The sequence below is a fragment of the Georgenia sp. Z1491 genome, from assembly GCF_049856175.1.
Taxonomy (GTDB): domain Bacteria; phylum Actinomycetota; class Actinomycetes; order Actinomycetales; family Actinomycetaceae; genus JB111.
This window is the reverse complement of sequence record NZ_JBNDNA010000004.1, coordinates 171,007-189,655: the sequence shown is the minus strand read 5'-3', so window position 1 is coordinate 189,655 and position 18,649 is coordinate 171,007. Positions and strand designations below refer to the sequence as shown.

The 18,649-nt window shown below is 74.4% G+C and carries 19 protein-coding genes; 17 read left to right on the top strand and 2 right to left on the bottom strand.

Translation table 11 applies throughout. From position 1 onward, the window contains the following. Window positions 1-6 precede the first annotated feature (6 nt). Window positions 7-645 (top strand): 50S ribosomal protein L17, encoded by a 639-nt coding sequence (rplQ, locus tag ACPYO4_RS06010; protein ID WP_425708310.1) that lies wholly within the window; start codon window positions 7-9, stop codon window positions 643-645. 314 nt (window positions 646-959) lie between these two features. Here rplQ and ACPYO4_RS06005 read toward each other — a convergent pair whose 3' ends face one another. Further along, entirely contained in the window at window positions 960-1,523 is a 564-nt protein-coding gene (locus ACPYO4_RS06005) for a hypothetical protein (RefSeq protein ID WP_425708309.1), read from the bottom strand. Between the two features lie 291 nt (window positions 1,524-1,814). On the opposite strand from ACPYO4_RS06005, the gene ACPYO4_RS06000 reads away from it, so the two are divergent. The 5 genes from ACPYO4_RS06000 (at window position 1,815) to ACPYO4_RS05980 (ending at window position 6,270) form a co-directional block, all read left to right on the top strand. After that, window positions 1,815-2,702 (top strand): tRNA pseudouridine synthase A, encoded by an 888-nt coding sequence (locus ACPYO4_RS06000; RefSeq protein ID WP_425708383.1) that lies wholly within the window; start codon window positions 1,815-1,817, stop codon window positions 2,700-2,702. A 298-nt stretch (window positions 2,703-3,000) separates the two neighbouring features. After that, window positions 3,001-3,459, top strand: coding sequence for a 50S ribosomal protein L13 (gene rplM, locus ACPYO4_RS05995; RefSeq protein WP_425708308.1), 459 nt, complete (start codon window positions 3,001-3,003; stop codon window positions 3,457-3,459). A 29-nt stretch (window positions 3,460-3,488) separates the two neighbouring features. Continuing rightward, window positions 3,489-3,980, top strand: coding sequence for a 30S ribosomal protein S9 (gene rpsI / locus ACPYO4_RS05990; RefSeq protein ID WP_425708307.1), 492 nt, complete (start codon window positions 3,489-3,491; stop codon window positions 3,978-3,980). A gap of 125 nt (window positions 3,981-4,105) precedes the next feature. Continuing rightward, window positions 4,106-5,470, top strand: a complete 1,365-nt coding sequence (glmM, locus tag ACPYO4_RS05985; protein WP_425708306.1) for a phosphoglucosamine mutase — start codon at window positions 4,106-4,108, stop codon at window positions 5,468-5,470. 5 nt (window positions 5,471-5,475) lie between these two features. Continuing rightward, window positions 5,476-6,270, top strand: coding sequence for a DedA family protein (locus tag ACPYO4_RS05980; protein ID WP_425708305.1), 795 nt, complete (start codon window positions 5,476-5,478; stop codon window positions 6,268-6,270). 10 nt (window positions 6,271-6,280) lie between these two features. Here the strand turns inward: ACPYO4_RS05980 and coaA are convergent, their stop codons facing one another. After that, window positions 6,281-7,258 (bottom strand): type I pantothenate kinase, encoded by a 978-nt coding sequence (gene coaA / locus ACPYO4_RS05975; protein WP_425708382.1) that lies wholly within the window; start codon window positions 7,256-7,258, stop codon window positions 6,281-6,283. Between the two features lie 56 nt (window positions 7,259-7,314). Between coaA and glmS the strand changes: the two genes are divergently transcribed. The 11 genes from glmS (at window position 7,315) to ACPYO4_RS05920 (ending at window position 18,649) form a co-directional block, all read left to right on the top strand. Further along, window positions 7,315-9,168: a glutamine--fructose-6-phosphate transaminase (isomerizing) gene (gene glmS, locus ACPYO4_RS05970; protein WP_425708304.1), complete on the top strand. Its 1,854-nt coding sequence runs from the start codon at window positions 7,315-7,317 to the stop codon at window positions 9,166-9,168. 26 nt (window positions 9,169-9,194) lie between these two features. Next, window positions 9,195-9,536, top strand: a complete 342-nt coding sequence (locus ACPYO4_RS05965; RefSeq protein WP_425708303.1) for a holo-ACP synthase — start codon at window positions 9,195-9,197, stop codon at window positions 9,534-9,536. Then, window positions 9,536-11,158: an NAD(P)H-hydrate epimerase gene (locus ACPYO4_RS05960; RefSeq protein WP_425708302.1), complete on the top strand. Its 1,623-nt coding sequence runs from the start codon at window positions 9,536-9,538 to the stop codon at window positions 11,156-11,158. Before ACPYO4_RS05965 ends, ACPYO4_RS05960 begins: the two co-directional genes overlap by 1 nt. Before the next feature lie 23 nt (window positions 11,159-11,181). Beyond that, complete coding sequence (alr, locus tag ACPYO4_RS05955; protein ID WP_425708301.1) at window positions 11,182-12,474, top strand: alanine racemase; 1,293 nt, start codon at window positions 11,182-11,184, stop codon at window positions 12,472-12,474. After that, the gene (gene tsaE, locus ACPYO4_RS05950) at window positions 12,471-13,058 is read left to right on the top strand and encodes a tRNA (adenosine(37)-N6)-threonylcarbamoyltransferase complex ATPase subunit type 1 TsaE (RefSeq protein ID WP_425708300.1); all 588 of its coding nucleotides are present in this window, start codon (window positions 12,471-12,473) and stop codon (window positions 13,056-13,058) included. The genes alr and tsaE overlap by 4 nt, the downstream gene beginning before the upstream one ends. Further along, window positions 13,055-13,906: a hypothetical protein gene (locus tag ACPYO4_RS05945; RefSeq protein WP_425708299.1), complete on the top strand. Its 852-nt coding sequence runs from the start codon at window positions 13,055-13,057 to the stop codon at window positions 13,904-13,906. The genes tsaE and ACPYO4_RS05945 overlap by 4 nt, the downstream gene beginning before the upstream one ends. 21 nt (window positions 13,907-13,927) lie before the next feature. Further along, window positions 13,928-14,635: a tRNA (adenosine(37)-N6)-threonylcarbamoyltransferase complex dimerization subunit type 1 TsaB gene (tsaB, locus tag ACPYO4_RS05940; RefSeq protein ID WP_425708298.1), complete on the top strand. Its 708-nt coding sequence runs from the start codon at window positions 13,928-13,930 to the stop codon at window positions 14,633-14,635. Continuing rightward, window positions 14,632-15,087, top strand: a complete 456-nt coding sequence (gene rimI / locus ACPYO4_RS05935) for a ribosomal protein S18-alanine N-acetyltransferase (RefSeq protein WP_425708297.1) — start codon at window positions 14,632-14,634, stop codon at window positions 15,085-15,087. The genes tsaB and rimI overlap by 4 nt, the downstream gene beginning before the upstream one ends. A 141-nt stretch (window positions 15,088-15,228) precedes the next feature. Beyond that, window positions 15,229-15,930, top strand: a complete 702-nt coding sequence (locus ACPYO4_RS05930; RefSeq protein WP_425708296.1) for a succinate dehydrogenase cytochrome b subunit — start codon at window positions 15,229-15,231, stop codon at window positions 15,928-15,930. Window positions 15,931-15,941: 11 nt separating this feature from the next. After that, a complete protein-coding gene (locus ACPYO4_RS05925; RefSeq protein ID WP_425708295.1) occupies window positions 15,942-17,906 on the top strand; it encodes a fumarate reductase/succinate dehydrogenase flavoprotein subunit in 1,965 nt (654 codons plus the stop codon). Beyond that, on the top strand, window positions 17,903-18,649 hold the full coding sequence (locus ACPYO4_RS05920) for a succinate dehydrogenase/fumarate reductase iron-sulfur subunit (protein ID WP_425708294.1): 747 nt from the start codon (window positions 17,903-17,905) through the stop codon (window positions 18,647-18,649). The genes ACPYO4_RS05925 and ACPYO4_RS05920 overlap by 4 nt, the downstream gene beginning before the upstream one ends.

Here is an 18,649-nt window from a genome sequence, read left to right as displayed (position 1 = left end):
GTCATCATGCCCAAGCCCGCCAAGGGTCCGCGTCTGGGTGGTAGCCCGTCGCACGAGCGCCACATGCTCAACAACCTCGCGCAGTCCCTGTTCGAGCACGGCAGCATCACCACCACGGTCGTGCGCGCCAAGCGCGTCCAGCCGCTCGCCGAGCGCCTCGTCCAGTTCGCCAAGCGCGGCGACCTGGCCTCGCGCCGGCGGGTGCTGCGTCACCTCTCGGACAAGAACGTCGTCCACGGCCTGTTCGCCGAGACCGCCCCGAAGATGGCGGAGCGCAACGGCGGCTACACGCGCATCACGAAGGTCGGCAACCGCAAGGGCGACAACGCCCCCATGGCCGTGATCGAGCTCGTCCTCGAGCCCGTCTCGCCGAAGCAGGCCGTCGTCAAGGAGGCCACCAAGGCCACGCAGCGCAGCGCGCCGGCGGCCGAGGCCCCCACCTCCGCCGAGCCGATCGCCGAGGACGCGGGCGCCACCGCCGACGTCGAGGACGTCGAGACCGAGGCGCCCGCCGCGGACGAGGCGACCGAGGCACCCGCCGCGGACGAGGCACCCGCCGCGGACGAGGCACCCGCCGCGGACGAGGCGGACGCGTCGAGCGACGCCGCCGAGGAGGCCGGCGCGGACGAGGCCGACAAGGCCTGACGCCGGGCACGTAGCAACGCCGGAGGGCGGACCACCACGGGTGGTCCGCCCTCCGGCGTTCGTGCGTCGGCACGCCGGTGGATCAACGCGTCGGCGGTGCGTCCGTGGACCGGGCCGGTGGGGGAGCGGCGGACCACCGGCAGGGCGTCCCACCGTTCGGGACGCCGACGGCCGCGGTGCCGTCGCACCGCGGCCGTCGTCCGTCCCCGCGTGGACGGGACCCCCTCAGGAACCGTCGTCGCCGGACGGAGGCGCCCCGGGCTCGCACGCTTCCGGGACGCCGTCCGCTCGTGGCCCCCTGGCCGCGAGCGGGGTCAGTCCCCGGAGTCGGCGCTCGGCGCCGAGGCGCCGGAGTCCGCGCTGGGCGCCGAGGCCGGGGAGTCCGCCGACCAGCCCGAGTCGGCCGAGACGGGCGCCTGGCGGGGTGCAGGGGCCGGTGCAGGGGCCGGGGCGGGTGCAGGGGCCGGAGCCGCGGGTGCCTGCTGACGCGGCGCGGGTGCCGGGGAGGGCGCCGACGGGGCGGAGGCGGGCGACGGGCCGGACGCGGGCGACGGCGCCGATGCTGCGCTCGCCGCCGAGACCGCGGACGCCTGGCTCGGGGCGCTCACCGCTGTCCGGGTGCTGTAGGCGGAGTCGGGGAGGGCGAACCGCCCGGGTCCGACCAGTTCCACCCGTGGTGCCGACGGGGCCGAGTCGATGGACGCGGCCGAGTCCGTCGACGCGGCCGAGGCCGGCGACGGTCCGGAGACGGTCTGGCGCTGGGTCGTCGTGCGGTCGGCGGGGTGGTCGTCCCGGTCGTCCGCGACGGCGAGCGATCCGCCCGCGATGATGGCGACGGCCGACAGGGTGCCGGTGGTGATCCACAGCTTCTTGCTCATGGTCTCTCTCTCCTTGGTACGCCATCCGGGGGGATGGGGACTTCCTCGATGACCACACCGTGCCGGGCGCAGAGGTGAAGGCCGGGAGAGCGACGTGAAGGTCCCCTCATCACCGCGTGCGGGCCGGACTACCCTGCACGGGTGCGAGACGACGGGACCGGCGCCGAGCCCGCGGACGCCGTGCGGGACGCTCCGGGTGCCGGCGTGGACGCTTCGCGGGCCGTCGGGGCCGTCGGGGCCGTTGGGGCCGTCGGGGCCGCCGGGGCCGCCTGGCGGCACGCCGCGGAGACCCTGCGCGTCCGGCTCGACCTCGCCTACGACGGCACCGCCTTCTCCGGCTGGGCCGCGCAGCCCGCCCTGCGCACCGTCGAGGGTGAGCTCACCGCGGCTCTGACGACCGTCCTGCGCGTGCCCGGGCTGCGTCTCACCGTCGCCGGCCGCACCGACGCAGGCGTGCACGCGCACCACCAGGTCGCGCACGTCGACGTGCCGGCGGAGGCATGGGCGGCGGTGCCGGGCCGGACGGACCGGGACCCCGCGGACGCGCTCCGCACGCGGCTCGCGGGGGTGCTCGCGCGCTCGGCGAGCGGCCCGCGAGGGGCGAGCGACGTCGTCGTGCACGGCGTGCGCCCCGCCCCGCCGGGCTTCGACGCGCGCTTCTCGGCCACCTGGCGGCGCTACGCCTACCGGGTGAGCGACAGCGTCGCCACGCGGGACCCCGTGCGCCGTGGCGCCGTCCTGTGGCACCCGCGCGCCCTCGACGGCGCAGCGATGGGACGGGCGGCCGCCGGCCTCGTCGGCGAGCACGACTTCCTGTCGTTCTGCCGGCCCCGGGAGGGGGCGACGACGATCCGCACCCTCGAGTCACTCGCCGTGGAGCGGGCGGACGCCGGCCCGGACGCCGGGCTCGTCGTCCTCACCGTGCGCGCCGACGCCTTCTGCCACTCGATGGTCCGATCGCTCGCCGGCGCCCTGCTGGCCGTGGGCGAGGGGAGGCGGCCGGTGACCTGGCCGGCGGAGGCGCTCGCGCTGCGGAGCCGGACCGCCGGCGTCGACGTCGCGCCCGCCCACGGGCTCACGCTCGAGGGGGTCGGCTACCCCGCGGACGAGCTCCTCTCCGAGCGGGCCCGGGCCGCGCGACGCGTCCGCACGCTCGACGAGGACGAGGCGTCGCCCTGACGGGGTCCGACCGCACCGTCGGTGGGCACGGGCCGCACGCACGACACCGACGGCACGCCGTCCTGAGCGCGCCGTGGCCACCGTCACGAGCGCGATCGACGGCGGGACCTCCCGCGACCCGGCCGCGTGGGCTACCCTGGGGAGTCGTCGTACGTCCCTCGTGCGCCCGGTGCCTCCCACTCGCCGGAGTCGCGCCGAGGATGACCACGGCACGAAGCAACCGACCATTGGTGGTGGCGCCCACGAGCGCCGCACCCGTTCGTCAAGAACGCCGACAGTAGTAGTGAGGCATACGCCCGTGCGCACGTACACACCCAAGCCCGGCGACGTCACGCGGCAGTGGCACGTCATCGACGCCACCGACGTGGTCCTGGGCCGCCTGGCCAGCCAGGTCGCCACCCTGCTCCGTGGGAAGCACAAGCCGACCTTCGCCCCGCACGTCGACGGCGGCGACTTCGTCGTCGTGGTCAACGCGGACAAGGTCGCCCTGACCGGCGCCAAGCTGGCGGACAAGAAGACCTACACCCACTCCGGGTTCCCGGGCGGGCTCAAGTCGACGACGTACGTGGAGATGCTGGCCAAGCACCCGACGCGCGCCGTCGAGCGCGCCGTGCGCGGGATGCTGCCGAGGACGACCCTGGGTCGTCAGCAGCTCGACAAGCTCAAGATCTACGCGGGCCCCGAGCACCCGCACGCGGCCCAGCAGCCGCAGCCGTTCGTCATTGACCAGGTCGCTCAGCAGCCCGCCAAGGCCTGAGCCCACCACCGAGACCCACGAGGAGAACCGTGGCCGAGCCCACCACCGAGTTCGACGTCGACGCAGACGACGCGCCCGCCACCTACACGTCAGAGAGCGAGTCGGCCCCCGAGGGTGCCGGCGCCTCGATCACCGCCCCCGGTCAGGCCCTGGGCCGCCGCAAGGAGGCCGTCGCCCGCGTCCGGCTCGTCCCCGGCACCGGTGAGTGGACGATCAACGGCCGCACGCTCGAGGAGTACTTCCCGAACAAGCTGCACCAGCAGCTCGCGCGCTCGCCGTTCACGCTGCTCGACCTCGACGGCCGGTTCGACGTCGTCGCCCGCATCGCCGGCGGCGGCGTGTCCGGCCAGGCCGGCGCGCTGCGCCTCGGCGTCGCCCGGGCGCTCAACGTCATCGACCGCGACGCGAACCGTGCCGAGCTGAAGAAGGCCGGCTTCCTCACCCGCGACGCCCGCGCCATCGAGCGCAAGAAGGCGGGTCTGAAGAAGGCCCGCAAGGCGCCGCAGTACTCCAAGCGCTGATCGCCTCGTCGACGGCCCCGTCCCGGCAAGGGACGGGGCCGTCGTCACATCCGCGCGGGCGCGCCAGTGCGCAGCGCCCCGGCCTGGCAGGCTGGGTGCGGACCGAGATCGAGGAAGGGAACCGGATGGCACGCCTGTTCGGCACGGACGGGGTTCGCGGGCTCGCGAACCGGGACATCACCGCGAGCCTGGCGCTCGAGCTCGGCGTCGCCGCCGCACGCGAGCTGGTCGCGTCGGGGGCCGCGCACGGCACCGGCGACCGGCCCCGGGCGATCGTGGGCCGGGACACGCGCGTGTCCGGCGAGATGCTGTCGGCCGCGATGTGCGCGGGCCTCGCCTCGGCGGGTGTCGACGTCGACGACGTGGGTGTGCTGCCCACCCCGGGGATCGCCCACCTCACCGCGACCTCCGACGTCGATCTCGGCGTCGTCATCTCCGCCTCGCACAACGCGATGCCCGACAACGGCATCAAGTTCTTCGCCCGCGGCGGCTTCAAGCTCGACGACGCCGTCGAGGACCGCCTCGAGGCCCTCCTGGGCACCGACTTCGTCGCGCCCGTCGGCGACGGCCTGGGCCGGCTCGGCTCCGGCGCCGTCACGGCCGGCTCCACCTACGTCGAGCACCTCGTCGGCGCGATCTCCGGCACGCCCCTGGCCGGCCTGCGCGTCGCCGTGGACTGCGCGAACGGCGCCGCCTCCGACATCGCTCCGGCGGCCCTGCGCGAGGCGGGGGCCGACGTCGTCGTGCTCAACGCCTCCCCGGACGGGTACAACATCAACGACGCCTGCGGGTCGACCCACCCCGAGCAGCTCCAGGCCGTGACGGTGGCCGCGGGCGCCGCGTTCGGCGTCGCGTTCGACGGCGACGCCGACCGGTGCCTCGCCGTCGACGCCACCGGCACGCTCGTGGACGGCGACCAGATCATGGGGATCCTCGCGACCGACCTGCACGAGCGGGGCGAGCTCGCGCACGACACGCTCGTCGTCACCGTGATGTCCAACCTGGGGCTCCTGCAGGCCATGGACCGCGCGGGCATCGCGACGGTGCAGACCGGCGTGGGCGACCGCTACGTGCTCGAGGCCATGCGCGCCGGCGGCTTCGTCCTCGGCGGCGAGCAGTCCGGTCACGTCATCGCCGCGTCGCACGCCTCGACCGGCGACGGCGTGCTCACCGCGCTGCTCCTGGCCGCGCGCGTCGTCCAGACGGGCCGCACGCTCGCCGACCTCGCCGCCGTCGTCCCGCGCCTGCCGCAGGTGCTGCTCAACGTCAAGGGCGTCGACCGGGCCGCAGCGGCCACCGACGAGGGCCTGGCCGCGGCCGTCGCCGCCTCCGAGGGGCGCCTCGGCGGCGGGGGCCGCGTCCTCCTGCGCCCGTCCGGCACCGAGCCGGTCGTGCGCGTCATGGTGGAGGCCGGCACCGAGGACGAGGCGCGCCGGGAGGCGGAGGCGCTCGCCGCCGTCGTCGCCGACCGGCTCGCGCTGCCCGCCTGACCGCCATGGGCGAGGTGCTCGAGCTCGTCGACGCCGTCCAGACGTGGATGGTCGACCTCGCGTCCTCGCCGTGGGTGCTGCTCATCGTCCTGGTGGGCTGCATCGTCGACGGCTTCTTCCCGGCGGCACCCAGCGAGAGCGTCGTCATCTCGGCCGCGGCACTCACGGCCGCGGGGGAGGGACCGCACATCTACTTCCTCTGGCCCGTCGCCGCGGCCGGGGCGTTCATCGGCGACAAGATCGCGTACTGGATCGGTAGCAAGATCCCGCTCGCGCGCATCCCGGTGCTCAACGGCACGCAGGGGAGGCGGGCGGTAGCCGGCGCACGGCGCGCGCTGGGACGCCGGGGGGCCTCTCTCATCCTCGCCGCGCGCTTCCTCCCGTTCGGCCGGGTGGCCGTCAACATGACGGCCGGAGCGGTGGACTACCCGCGCACGAGGTTCACCGTGCTGGCCGGCATCGCCGCGGTCGTGTGGGCGACCTACACGGTCGGCCTGGGTTTCGGGGCCGGGGCGGCACTCAAGGACCACCCGCTCCTCGGCGTGGTCGTCGGCGTCGTCGGCGGGGTCCTGCTCGGCCTGGCGCTCGAGCGGCTCCTCGGCTGGGCGCAGGGACGGTTCCTGCCCGACCTGGGGATCCCCGAGGACGAGGGCGACGCCGACGATCTGCCCGCGGGGGCCGGTACCGACGGGGACGCAGCCACCGGCGACGACGCGGCCGCCTGCGACGACGCGTCCGCGGGCGACGACGCGTCCGCGGGCGATGACGCGTCCGCCGACGATCAGGGCCGGGTGGCGTAGCGCCGGCGCGTCAGAGCTTGCGCAGGAGCATGCGGTGCATCCGGTGCTCGCCGTCCTTGGTGATGACGAGCTTGGCGCGGCTGCGGGTGGGCAGGATGTTCTGCTCGAGGTTCGGGGCGTTGATGGTCTCCCAGATGTGGGACGCGGTCGCCGCGCCCTCCTCGTCGTCGAGGTCGGCGTAGCGCCGGAAGTAGGAGTCCGGGACCGAGAACGCGGTCGAGCGCAGCTTGAGGAACCGGTCGATGTACCAGCGCCGCACGTCCGCTGTCCGGGCGTCCACGTAGATCGAGAAGTCGAAGAAGTCGCTCACCGCGAGCATGGAGGAGCGGTCGGCGGCAGGTCGCGCGGGCTGAAGGACGTTGAGCCCCTCGACGATGAGGATGTCGGGGTGGCGGACGACCTTCTGCTCGCCGGGCACGATGTCGTACGTCACGTGGTCGTAGACGGGCGTCGACGCCGACCGCGCGCCCGCCTTGACGGAGGCCATGAAACGCAGGAGCGCGCGCCGGTCGTAGGACTCGGGGAAGCCCTTGCGCCCGAGGAGCCCGCGCCGCTCGAGCTCGGCGTTGGGCAGCAGGAAGCCGTCGGTCGTCACGAGCTCGACCCGGGGCGTCTGGGGCCAGCGCCTGAGCAGCTCGCGCAGCAGCCGCGAGGTGGAGGACTTGCCCACGGCCACCGAGCCCGCCACGCCGATGACGAACGGCGTGCGGGTGTAGCTGCCGCCGAGGAAGTGCTCGGTGCCGGCGTGCAGGTGGTCGGTCGCCGCCACGTACTGCTGCAGCAGCGCGGACAACGGCCGGTAGACGACGTCGACCTCGGAGAGGTCCAGCGGGTCGCCCAGGCCGCGCAGGTTGACGACGTCGGCGTCGGTCAGCGGCAGCGGCGTGGTCTCGGCCAGGCGCGACCAGGACTCCCGGTCGAGCTCGGTGTAGGGGGTGAGGTGGCGCTCGTGAGCGGCGCCGTTCCGGGATCCGTGGTCGGTTCTCAGGTGATCCTCTGACACCCGGACATCCTGCCACCGGCTCGGCGGTTATCCTCGCTCCCATGTGTGGAATCGTCGGCTACGTCGGCCCGAACGTCCCGTCCGCCCGTCCGCTCGAGATCGCGATGGACGGTCTCGCGAGGCTCGAGTACCGCGGCTACGACTCCGCGGGGATCGCCCTGCACACGGGGTCCGAGATCGTGGTGCGCAAGCGCGCGGGGAAGCTGCAGAACCTCAGGGACGCGATCGAGCAGGATCCGGTGCCGGACGCGGTGGCCTCGCTGGGGCACACGCGGTGGGCGACGCACGGCGGGCCGACGGACGGCAACGCGCACCCGCACGTCGGGGGCGCCGGCGCGGTCGCCGTCATCCACAACGGCATCATCGAGAACTTCGCCCCGCTGCGTCGCGAGCTCCTCGAGGCCGGCGTGACGATGAGCTCCGAGACCGACACGGAGGTCGTCGCCCACCTGCTCGCCGACGCCTACGAGGGCGACCTCACGGCCGCGCTGCTCGCCGTCGTCGGTCGCCTCGAGGGCGCGTTCACGATCCTCGCCCAGCACCGCGACCAGCCCGGCACGATCGTGGGCGCGCGCCGGTCCTCCCCGTTGGTCGTCGGCCTCGGGGAGGGCGAGAACTTCCTCGGCTCGGACGTGTCCGCGTTCATCTCCGGCACCAAGGAGGCGCTCGAGCTCGGCGAGGACCAGGTCGTGACGATCACGCCCGACTCGGTCGACGTCGTCGGTTTCGACGGCACCCCGGCGCAGGGCCGCCGCTACACGGTGGACTGGGACGCCGCGGCCGCCGTCAAGGGCGGGTTCCCGACCTTCATGGACAAGGAGATCCACGACCAGCCGGCCGCCGTGCGGGACACGCTGCTCGGCCGCCGCGACGAGGAGGGCCGCCTGGTCCTCAACGAGATGCGGATCGAGGAGTCGGTCCTGCGCACCGTCGACAAGGTCATCATCATCGCCTGCGGCACGGCCGCCTACTCGGGCCACGTCGCCAAGTACGCGATCGAGCACTGGTGCCGCATCCCGTGCGAGGTCGAGCTCGCCAGCGAGTTCCGCTACCGCGACCCGGTGGTCACCGAGCGCACCCTCGTCGTCGCGATCTCCCAGTCCGGGGAGACCATGGACACCCTCATGGCCGTGCGCCACGCGCGCGAGCAGGGCTCGAAGGTCCTGGCGATCGTCAACACGTTCGGGTCCACGATCGCCCGCGAGGCGGACGCGGTGCTCTACACGCACGCCGGCCCCGAGATCGCGGTGGCGTCGACGAAGGCGTTCCTCGCCCAGATCACGGCCTGCTACCTGCTCGGCCTCTACCTCTCCCAGCTGCGGGGCAACAAGTACCCCGAGGAGGTCGCGGGCTACCTCGAGGAGCTCGCCGCGATGCCGGACAAGATCGCGGACGTGCTCGAGAAGGAGGAGGGCCGGGTCCGCGAGCTCGCCCGCTCGATGGCGGACACCCGGTCGGTGCTCTTCCTCGGCCGCCACGTCGGGTTCCCGGTCGCGCTCGAGGGGGCGCTCAAGCTCAAGGAGCTCGCCTACATCCACGCCGAGGGCTTCGCGGCCGGCGAGCTCAAGCACGGGCCGATCGCGCTCGTCGAGCCCGGCCAGCCCGTGTTCGTCGTCGTGCCCACCCCCCGGCGTCCGGTCCTGCACCAGAAGGTCCTGTCCAACATCCAGGAGGTGCGCGCCCGCGGCGCGCTGACGATCGTCGTCGCCGAGGAGGGGGACACCGCGGTCGAGGAGGTCGCGGAGCACGTCATCCGGGTGCCCCGGACGCCGACCCTCATGATGCCGCTGGTGACCACCGTGCCGCTGCAGATCTTCGCGTCCGAGGTGGCCGCGGCGAAGGGCCTCGACGTCGACCAGCCGCGCAACCTCGCCAAGTCCGTCACGGTCGAGTAGCGGGGCGCGCGGTGGCGGTGCGCTCCGTGGGGATCGACGTGTGCTCCGTGGACCGGTTCACGGCGGCGCTCGAGCGCTCCCCGCGGTTGCTGACGCGGCTTTTCACGCCCGACGAGCGCGACATGCCGCCCGCCTCGCTGGCCGCGCGGTTCGCGGCGAAGGAGGCCATCGCCAAGGCGCTCGGTGCGCCGAGGGGCATGCGGTGGCACGACTGCACCGTACGGCGGGTCACGGGCGGGGCGCCGCTCGTGGAGATCCGGGGCACCGTGGCGGCGCGCGCCGCCGAGCTCGGGATCGTCACCTGGCACCTGTCGATCTCGCACGACGCCGGTATCGCCGCAGCGGTGGCGATCGGGGAAGGGAACTGATGCGCGTCGCACTGACCGCCGCGGCCGTCCGCGCGCTCGAGGAGCCGCACCTTGCGGCCGGCGTGCCGCTGATGGAGCGGGCCGCCGGGGCCGTCGCCGCCGCCGTGGAGGCCGAGCTGCGCACCACCCGGAAGGACCTCACCGGATCGCGGGTCCTGGTCCTCGTGGGCTCGGGCGCCAACGGCGGCGACGCCCTGCTCGCCGCCGCCCGGCTGGCCGCCAAGGGGGTCGCGGTCGTCGCCCTCGCCGTGTCCGCCTCCGCGCACCCGCCGGGCCTCTACGCGGCGCGCACCGCGGGCGTCGACGTCCAGGCCGCTCCCGGCGCGGACCTGCCGGACGCCCGCGTGGCCGGCGACCTCGCCGGCCTCGCAGGCTGGGCCGAGCTCGTCGTCGACGGGATGGTCGGCACCGGGGCGACGGGCGGGCTGCGCGGGCCGGCGCTCGCCGTCGCCGAGGCCGTGCTGGCGGCCCCCAGGCGACCGGTCGTCGCGATCGACGTGCCGTCCGGGGTCGGCGTCGACGACGCGACGCTGCCCGGACCCGTGCTGCACGCCGACGTCACCGTGACGATGATCGCCGCCAAGCCCGCGCTGCTGCTCCCACCCGCCGCCGGCCGGGCCGGCCGCGTCGAGGTCGCCGACATCGGCGTGCCCCCGACCGGCGTCCCGCACGTCCTGGCCCCGGAGTGGAGGGACGTCGCGCGTTGCGTGCGCCCGCCCGCCTGGGACGACGACAAGTACTCCCGCGGCGTGCTCGGCGTCGTCGCAGGCTCCGAGGCCTTCCCCGGCGCCGCCGTGCTCACGGTCGCGGGAGCGCTGCGCACCGGCGTGGGCATGATCCGGCTCCTCGCCGGCCGCCGCGCGACCGACCTCGTGCTCGCCGCGCACCCGGAGGTCGTGGGCGTCGACGGGCGCGTCCAGGCACTCGTCGTGGGGCCGGGCACCGACTCCGGGACGGACCGCGACGCCCTCGCGCCGGCGCTCGAGCGGGCGCTGGGTGACGGAACGCCTGCCGTGGTCGACGCCGGGGCGCTGCCCCTCGTGCCCGAGATCGTCGCGCAGCCGGGCGGGGAGGAGCCGCCGGCCGTGCCGCTGGTCCTCACGCCGCACGCCGGCGAGGCCGCGCGCCTGCTGGGCACCCTGCGCGGCGGGGACGTGCCTCGCGCGGAGGTCGAGGAGGCGCCGGCCGCCGCTGCGACCGAGATCGCCGCGGCGACCGGTGCGGTCGTGCTGCTCAAGGGCGCCCGGACCGTCGTCGCCGGAGGCGGCCCGCTGCGGGTCGCCTCGGCCGGCGTGCCCTGGCTCGCCACCGCAGGCTCGGGCGACGTCCTCGCCGGCGTCCTCGGCGCCCTCCTCGCCACGGCCGCCGCCCGTGCGGAGAGCGACGGCAGGACGCTCGCCCCCGCCGAGCTCGCCGACGTCGCCGTCGCGGCCGCCCACCTCCACGGCACCGCCGGCCTGCGGGCCGCCGGTCCCGCGCCGGGCCGGCCGATCGTCGCCGGGGACGTCGCGGCGGCCCTCCCGGGCGTCGTCGCCGACCTCGTGGCCGGCCGGGACCCGGCGGCGGACAACGAGATCGACGCCGGCGGGCGCGGGCTGCTCAGCCGGTTCGGCCTGCGGTGAACGCCGCCTGGCACACTGTCGCGGTGACGAACGAGCAGGTGCCGTCCGCCGCGGGGCCGGGAGCGGACGCGCCCGGCCCGGACGAGCGCGGCACGGAAGCGCGCGGCAGCGACGCGGCGGGGGCGGCGACGGCCGGCTGGCCCGCGACCGCGCGGGTCGACCACGAGGCCCTCGCGCACAACCTCCGCGTGCTCCGGGACCGGGCCCGCGGCGCCGACGCGCTCACCGTCGTCAAGGCCGACGCCTACGGTCACGGCCTCCTGCCGGTCGCCCGCACGATGCTCCGCTCCGGGGCGACGCTGCTCGGCGTCGCCCAGCTCGCCGAGGCGCTCACCCTGCGCGCCGGCCTGGGCGGCCGCGGACGCATCCTCGCCTGGCTCTACGCCCCCGGGGCCCCGCTGGCCGACGCGCTCGACGCCGACATCGAGATCGGGATCAGCGCCCCCTGGATGCTCGACGAGCTCCTCGCCGCCGTGCGGGCCACCGGCCGGGTCGCGACGGTCCATCTCAAGCTCGACACCGGCATGGCCCGGAACGGCTACGCGCCCGCCCAGGTCGACGACCTCGCCGCCCGGCTCGGCCCGGCGGTCGCCGAGGGGGCGCTCCGCGTCGGCTCGACCTTCTCCCACCTCGCTAGCGCTGACGAGCCGGCGAGCGGCACGACCGAGCGGCAGACCGCCCTGTTCCTCGAGCTCGTCGGCCGCCTGAGGTCCGCCGGCGTCGACCCGGGCCCGCTGCACCTGGCCGCCTCGTCCGGCGTGCTGCTGCACCCGGCGACGCACCTGGACATGATCCGTCCGGGCATCGCGCTGTACGGCGTCTCGCCGGCCGAGGACGTCATCCCGGCCGCGGACCACGACCTGCGTCCGGCGATGACCGTGAGCGGGCGCCTGGTCCTCACGCGCGAGTCGCCGGAGGGGACGCCCGTCGGTTACGGGCACACCGCCCGGACGGAGCGGGACACGGTGCTCGGCCTCGTGCCGCTCGGCTACGCGGACGGCGTGCCGCGGGCCGCGTCGAACCAGGTGGCCCTGAGCGTCGCCGGACGTCGGGTGAACCAGGTCGGCCGGGTGAGCATGGACCAGGTCGTCGTGGACCTCGGACCGGGCGCGACGGACCGGCCGGGGGACGAGGTCGTCCTCTTCGGCGACCCGGCCCGTGGGGAGCCCTCCGCCTGGGAGTGGGCGCTCGCCTCGGGGACGATCGCCTACGAGACGCTCACCTCCGTCGGTGTCCGCGTCCCCCGCGTCCACGTGGGCGCCACCCGGGGCGTCGACGACGCCGCCGGGACCCACGGTGAGGTGAGCCCGCGATGACGCCACGGACCTGGAGCGCCGACGCGCCGACGACGGACGACACCAGGGCACTCGCCGGCCGCCTCGCCGCGCACCTGCGTGCGGGGGACCTCCTCGTGCTCAGCGGGCCGCTCGGCGCGGGCAAGACCACGTTCGTCCAGGGTCTCGGCGCCGCCCTCGGCGTCCGCGGCACCATCGCCTCCCCGACCTTCGTCATCGCGCGCGAGCACCCGCCGCTCGGCGACGGTCCCGGCCTCGTCCACGTCGACGCCTACCGGCTCGGCGGAGCCGGCGAGCTCGACGCGCTCGACCTCGACAGCTCCCTGGAGGAGTCGGTCACCGTCGTCGAGTGGGGCGGGGGCACGGCCGAGCCGCTCGCGGACAGCCGGCTGGACGTCGTGCTCACCCGGCCGGTCGGCGACACGCGCACGGCGGGCGGCATGAACTCGTCGGGCGGCACGAACACGGCGGGAGGCGCCGCCGCCGAGCAACCGGGCGACGCGGACGAGCTCGCCGACACCGACGAGCCGCGGCTCGTGGAGATCACTGCGCACGGCCCGCGCTGGGCCGGCGTCGATCTCTCCGACGTGACGGGCCCGCGGTGAGCAGGGCGCCGGTCGCCCTGCTCGTCCTGCTCCTGCTGGGGCTCCTCGCAGGACCGGCCGGTGCGGAGTCGGCGACCGAGTCGCCCACGGAGTCCGCCTCCGACGCCCCGGGCGAGCCGGACCCTGCGCTCGACGGTCTGCTCACGCTCCCGATGACCGTCGAGCGCTGGTTCACGGTCGAGGCCGAGGCGGTCGCGCGCTCAGGTGCGCCCACCGTGCTCGCCGACGTGGTGGGGGACCGGGGGGAGGAGGTCACCGTCGGGACGCCGCGACCGGTCCTCACGTGGACCCGCGAGCTGCTGGCGCAGGACGCCACCGGCCCCGTCGTCACCTCGACCCCCCGCGCCGTCGCGCCCGTGCTCCTCGACGAGCTGCCGGTCGGCGTCGTCGTCCTCGAGACAGGTACCGGCACCTACGGCGGCGAGGTCCGCGACGTGCCGGGGCTCGCGCCGGCCCTCGCTGCGCTCGACCCCGAGGTGGGCGTCGTCGAGGACACGCGGACCGGGGCCTGGTACGCGTACGCGCACGGGCGGGTCGCGCCCCTGGACGACAGGGCGGGCGCCATGCTCGCCGGCTCCGCCGACATCGCCGCGTACCTTCCCTTCCTCCTCGACCCGGAGCCGGTCGGCACGACGCCGGAGGACCGGGGGGACCCGGTGCGCTGGGTGGTCGTCGTCGGCGCGGTCGTGGTGGGCGGCGTGCTCGTCGCGGCCGGGCTCGCCGTGTGGCTGCGCGGCTCGGAGGACGACGACGAGGCGGTACCCCGGCCGGCCAAGGATCGGCTGCGCGCCCGCGTGCGCGCCGAGCTCCGCGAGGGCCGCCCGGGCAGGTGGAGCCACCGGGGCTGACGCGCGCCTACCCTGGGGCGCGTGCGCGTCCTCGTCATCGACACCTCCTCCCGCCCTGTCGCCGCGTGTATCGACGCGGTCGGCGGCGATGCCGCCTCGGCCCACCTGCTCGGGCACGTCCGCGGGGTGCACGACCGGCGGCACGCGGAGGAGCTGGCGCCCGCCGTCGCCGAGCTCGTGGGCGAGCACGGCACGCCGGACCTCGTCGTCGTCGGCACCGGGCCCGGACCGTTCACGGGTCTGCGCGTCGGCCTCGTCACGGCCCGCGCACTCGCCCGCGGATGGGGCGCCGCCCTGGCGGGGGTGCCCTCGCTCGACGCGGTGGCGCGCGACGCGCTCGACGACGCGCCGGGGGCCACGGTCGTCGTCGCCACCGACGCCCGGCGCCGCGAGGTCCACCACGGCCGGTACCGTGCGCGCGGCGCGCACGAGGTGGAGGTGCTGGCCGCCCCCGCCGTCGCCGCCCCCGCGGACGTCCGCCGCGAGCTGGAGCCGAACGACGTCGTCGTCGGGGAGATGGCGCCCGCCGTCACGGCGACGGACGACGGGACCGGGGACCACGGGGCCCGCGAGGTGGAGGCCGGGTCCTCCGGCGCCGGGTCCGCAGCCTTCCCCCTCGCCCTGGCGCGGCTCGCCCTCGCGCGGCTGGCCGCGGGCGAGGAGCTGCCGGCCGAGCCGCTGTACCTGCGTCGCCCGGACGCCGCGGTCCCCGCGCAGGTGCGGCCGTGACGTACCGCCTGCGGCCGCTGACCCGGGCGGACATCGACCGGGTCGCCGAGCTCGAGCCCGTCCTGTTCGGCCCGGACGACTGGTCGGCGGGCATCTACCGCACGGAGCTCGCGCAGCAGGGCCGGACGTACCTCGCGGCCGTCGACGACGAGGACCGGCTCGTCGCCTGGGCCGGCACCGCGGCGGGGGAGGAGACCCAGGTGATGACGGTCGGCGTCGACCCGGCGCACCGGCGTCGGGGGCTCGCGACCCGGCTGCTGGGCGAGCTGGTCGACCGGGCCCGACGCGCCGGCTCGCGCAGCGTCGTCCTCGAGGTGCGGGCCGACGACGACGGCGCCCGGGCACTCTACGAGCGGGCGGGCTTCGAGGCCGTCGGGATCAGACCCCGTTACTACCAGCGGTCCGGCCGCGACGCGGTGGTCATGCGGCTCGGTCTGGAGCCCGGGAAATAGCGCGAGAATTCCGTACGAAACTCCTCACGAAAATGTCTCTTGACCATTTCCGGACCCACCGGAAAGACGAGTTCGGGACCATTCGTCTCGCGTGCGGGGAAAGGCCCGACCCATCGAACCCCCGGGGTTAGGATCGCCCTCGTGACCACCACTGCAGCGCCGTCGAGGGCGCGGACAGCACGGAGGACCACGGTCGCCCTCAAGGTCGCGATGGCCGTCACGGGTGTCATCTTCGTGCTCTTCGTCCTGTCCCACATGTACGGCAACCTCAAGATGTTCCAGGGCGCCGAGGCGTTCGACGGGTATGCGCACTGGCTGCGTGAGGCGTTCTACCCGATCCTCCCGCACCAGGGGCTGCTGTGGCTCATGCGGGTCGCCCTGCTCGCGTCGCTGGTGGTCCATGCCGGGGCGGCGTTCGCGCTCTGGAAGAGGGCCCGGGGGGCCCGCACCACGCGCTACGTGAAGAAGCGCTCGCTGCAGCAGACCTACGCGTCGCGCACGATGCGCTGGGGCGGTGTCATCATCCTCGCCTTCGTCGTCTTCCACATCCTGCAGTTCACGACCATGACGATCGAGGTGGGCGGCTCGTTCGACAGCCCGTACCAGCGGATGGTCGAGGCGTTCCAGCCCGCGCACTGGTGGGTGTACGCGATCTACCTCGTCGCGATGGTCCTGCTCGCCCTCCACGTGCGCCACGGCGTGTGGTCGGCGCTGCAGACCTTCGGCCTGTCGACGAAGCGGCGCGAGGCGGCGTTCAACGGCATCGCGATCGTCGTCGCGCTCCTGCTCCTCGTCGGGTTCATGGCGACCCCGACGGCCATCCTTCTCGGCATCGTGAATTGAGGCGCCCCCGCATGACCGCAGTGATCAACGACCTGTACCGCGAGGGTGCGCCCATCGCTGACACCAGCGCCCCCGCCGGCCCCCTGGCCGAGAAGTGGGCGCAGCGCCAGTTCGGCGCCAAGCTCGTCAACCCCGCCAACCGGCGCAAGATCTCGGTCATCGTCGTCGGGACCGGTCTGGCCGGCGGCGCGGCCGCCGCGACCCTGGGCGAGGCCGGCTACCAGGTCAAGGCCTTCTGCTACCAGGACTCGCCGCGCCGCGCGCACTCGATCGCCGCGCAGGGCGGGATCAACGCAGCAAAGAACTACAAGAACGACGGCGACTCCGTCTACCGGCTCTTCTACGACACCGTGAAGGGCGGCGACTTCCGGTCGCGGGAGTCCAACGTCTACCGGCTCGCCGAGGTCTCGCGTCAGATCATCGACCAGTGCGTCGCGCAGGGCGTCCCGTTCGCCCGCGAGTACGGCGGCCTGCTCGACAACCGCTCGTTCGGCGGCGTCCAGGTCTCGCGGACGTTCTACGCGCGTGGCCAGACCGGGCAGCAGCTCCTCATCGGCGCCTACCAGGCGCTCGAGCGGCAGATCGGCGCCGGGTCCGTCGAGATGAACAGCCGGCACGAGATGCTCGAGCTCGTCGTCGTCGAGGGCCGTGCCCGCGGCATCATCGTGCGGGACATGATCACCGGCGAGATCGAGACCCATCTCGCCGACGCGGTGGTGCTCGCCTCCGGCGGCTACGGCAACGTGTTCTTCCTGTCGACCAACGCGATGGGCTGCAACGTCACGGCCACCTGGCGCGCGCACAAGAAGGGCGCCTACTTCGGCAACCCCTGCTACACGCAGATCCACCCCACGTGCATCCCGCAGACCGGCGACTACCAGTCCAAGCTCACGCTGATGAGCGAGTCGCTGCGCAACGACGGCCGCATCTGGGTGCCGAAGAACGCGCAGGACTGCACGAAGGACCCGCGCGAGATCCCCGAGGAGGACCGGGACTACTACCTCGAGCGGCTCTATCCCTCGTTCGGCAACCTCGTGCCTCGCGACATCGCGTCGCGCCAGGCGAAGAACATGTGCGACGAGGGACGCGGGGTCGGCCCGGAGGTCGACGGCGTGCGCCGTGGCGTGTACCTGGACTTCGCCGAGGCCATCGGCCGGATGGGCCGCGGCGCGGTGGAGTCCAAGTACGGCAACCTCTTCGACATGTACGAGCGCATCACGGGCGAGAACCCCTACGAGGTCCCGATGCGCATCTACCCGGCCGTCCACTACACGATGGGCGGGCTGTGGGTCGACTACGACCTCCAGTCCTCGATCCCCGGCCTGTTCGTCGCGGGCGAGGCCAACTTCTCCGACCACGGGGCCAACCGCCTCGGTGCGTCGGCGCTCATGCAGGGTCTCGCGGACGGCTACTTCGTCCTGCCGAACACCATCAACGACTACCTCGCGGACCACCACGGCGCGCCGGTGCCCGAGGACCACCCCGACGTCGTCGCGGCCGCGGACCAGGTGCGTGAGCGCGTGGCCCACTTCCTTTCCAACGACGGTTCGCGCTCGGTGGACTCCTTCCACAAGGAGCTCGGCACCATCATGTGGGAGTACTGCGGGATGGAGCGCACCGAGGAGGGCCTGCGGACGGCGATCGACAAGATCCGGGCGCTGCGCGAGGAGTTCTGGCGCGACGTCAAGGTCACGGGGAGGAACGAGGAGCTGAACCAGTCGCTGGAGAAGGCCGGCCGCGTGGCCGACTTCTTCGAGCTGGGCGAGCTCATGTGCATCGACGCCCTGCACCGCAGGGAGTCGTGCGGCGGGCACTTCCGTGCCGAGTCGCAGACCGAGGAGGGGGAGGCCCTGCGCCACGACGACGAGTTCGCGTACGTCGCGGCCTGGGAGCACGGCGCGGACGGCGTCCCGGTGCTCCACAAGGAGGACCTCACCTATGAGTACGTCGAGATGAAGCAGCGGAGCTACAAGTGAAGATCACCATCAACGCCTGGCGTCAGTCCGGACCGGAGGACAAGGGGGCCATGCGCTCCTACCGGCTCGACGACGTCTCCGAGCACATGTCGTTCCTCGAGATGCTCGACGTGCTCAACGAGCAGCTCTTCGCGGCGGGCGAGGACCCCATCGCGTTCGACCACGACTGCCGCGAGGGCATCTGCGGCGCCTGCGGCATCGTCATCGACGGCGAGGCGCACGGCCCCGAGGTCACCACCACCTGCCAGCTGCACATGCGGTCCTTCAAGGACGGCGACTCGATCACCATCGAGCCGTGGCGGGCGACCGCGTTCCCGGTGGTCAAGGACCTCGTGGTGGACCGCAGCTCGTTCGACCGCATCATCGCGGCCGGCGGGTACGTCTCGGTCAACACCGGTGCTGCCCCGGACGCGCACGCGACGCCCGTGCCGAAGGACGACGCGGACCGCGCGTTCGAGGCCGCCGCCTGCATCGGGTGCGGCGCCTGCGTGGCCGCCTGCCCGAACGCCTCGGCGATGCTGTTCCTCGGCGCCAAGGTCACCCACCTCGGCATGCTGCCGCAGGGCCAGCCCGAGCGGCAGGCCCGGGTGGTGGACATGCTCGACCAGCACGACGCCGAGGGCTTCGGCGGCTGCACCAACATCGGGGAGTGTGCCGCGGTGTGCCCCAAGGAGATCCCGCTCGACGTCATCTCCCAGCTCAACGCCGACCTCGGCAGGGCCACGATCTCCGGCCGGAGCTGA

Excerpts from the sequence above, each read along its gene's own strand:
- rplQ (WP_425708310.1), top strand. The coding sequence starts at position 7 with ATGCCCAAGCCCGCCAAGGGTCCGCGTCTGGGTGGTAGCCCGTCGCAC.
- ACPYO4_RS06005 (WP_425708309.1), bottom strand. The coding sequence starts at position 1,523 with ATGAGCAAGAAGCTGTGGATCACCACCGGCACCCTGTCGGCCGTCGCC.
- glmM (WP_425708306.1), top strand. The coding sequence starts at position 4,106 with ATGGCACGCCTGTTCGGCACGGACGGGGTTCGCGGGCTCGCGAACCGG.
- ACPYO4_RS05980 (WP_425708305.1), top strand. The coding sequence starts at position 5,476 with ATGGGCGAGGTGCTCGAGCTCGTCGACGCCGTCCAGACGTGGATGGTC.
- glmS (WP_425708304.1), top strand. The coding sequence starts at position 7,315 with ATGTGTGGAATCGTCGGCTACGTCGGCCCGAACGTCCCGTCCGCCCGT.
- ACPYO4_RS05960 (WP_425708302.1), top strand. The coding sequence starts at position 9,536 with ATGCGCGTCGCACTGACCGCCGCGGCCGTCCGCGCGCTCGAGGAGCCG.
- tsaE (WP_425708300.1), top strand. The coding sequence starts at position 12,471 with ATGACGCCACGGACCTGGAGCGCCGACGCGCCGACGACGGACGACACC.
- ACPYO4_RS05925 (WP_425708295.1), top strand. The coding sequence starts at position 15,942 with ATGACCGCAGTGATCAACGACCTGTACCGCGAGGGTGCGCCCATCGCT.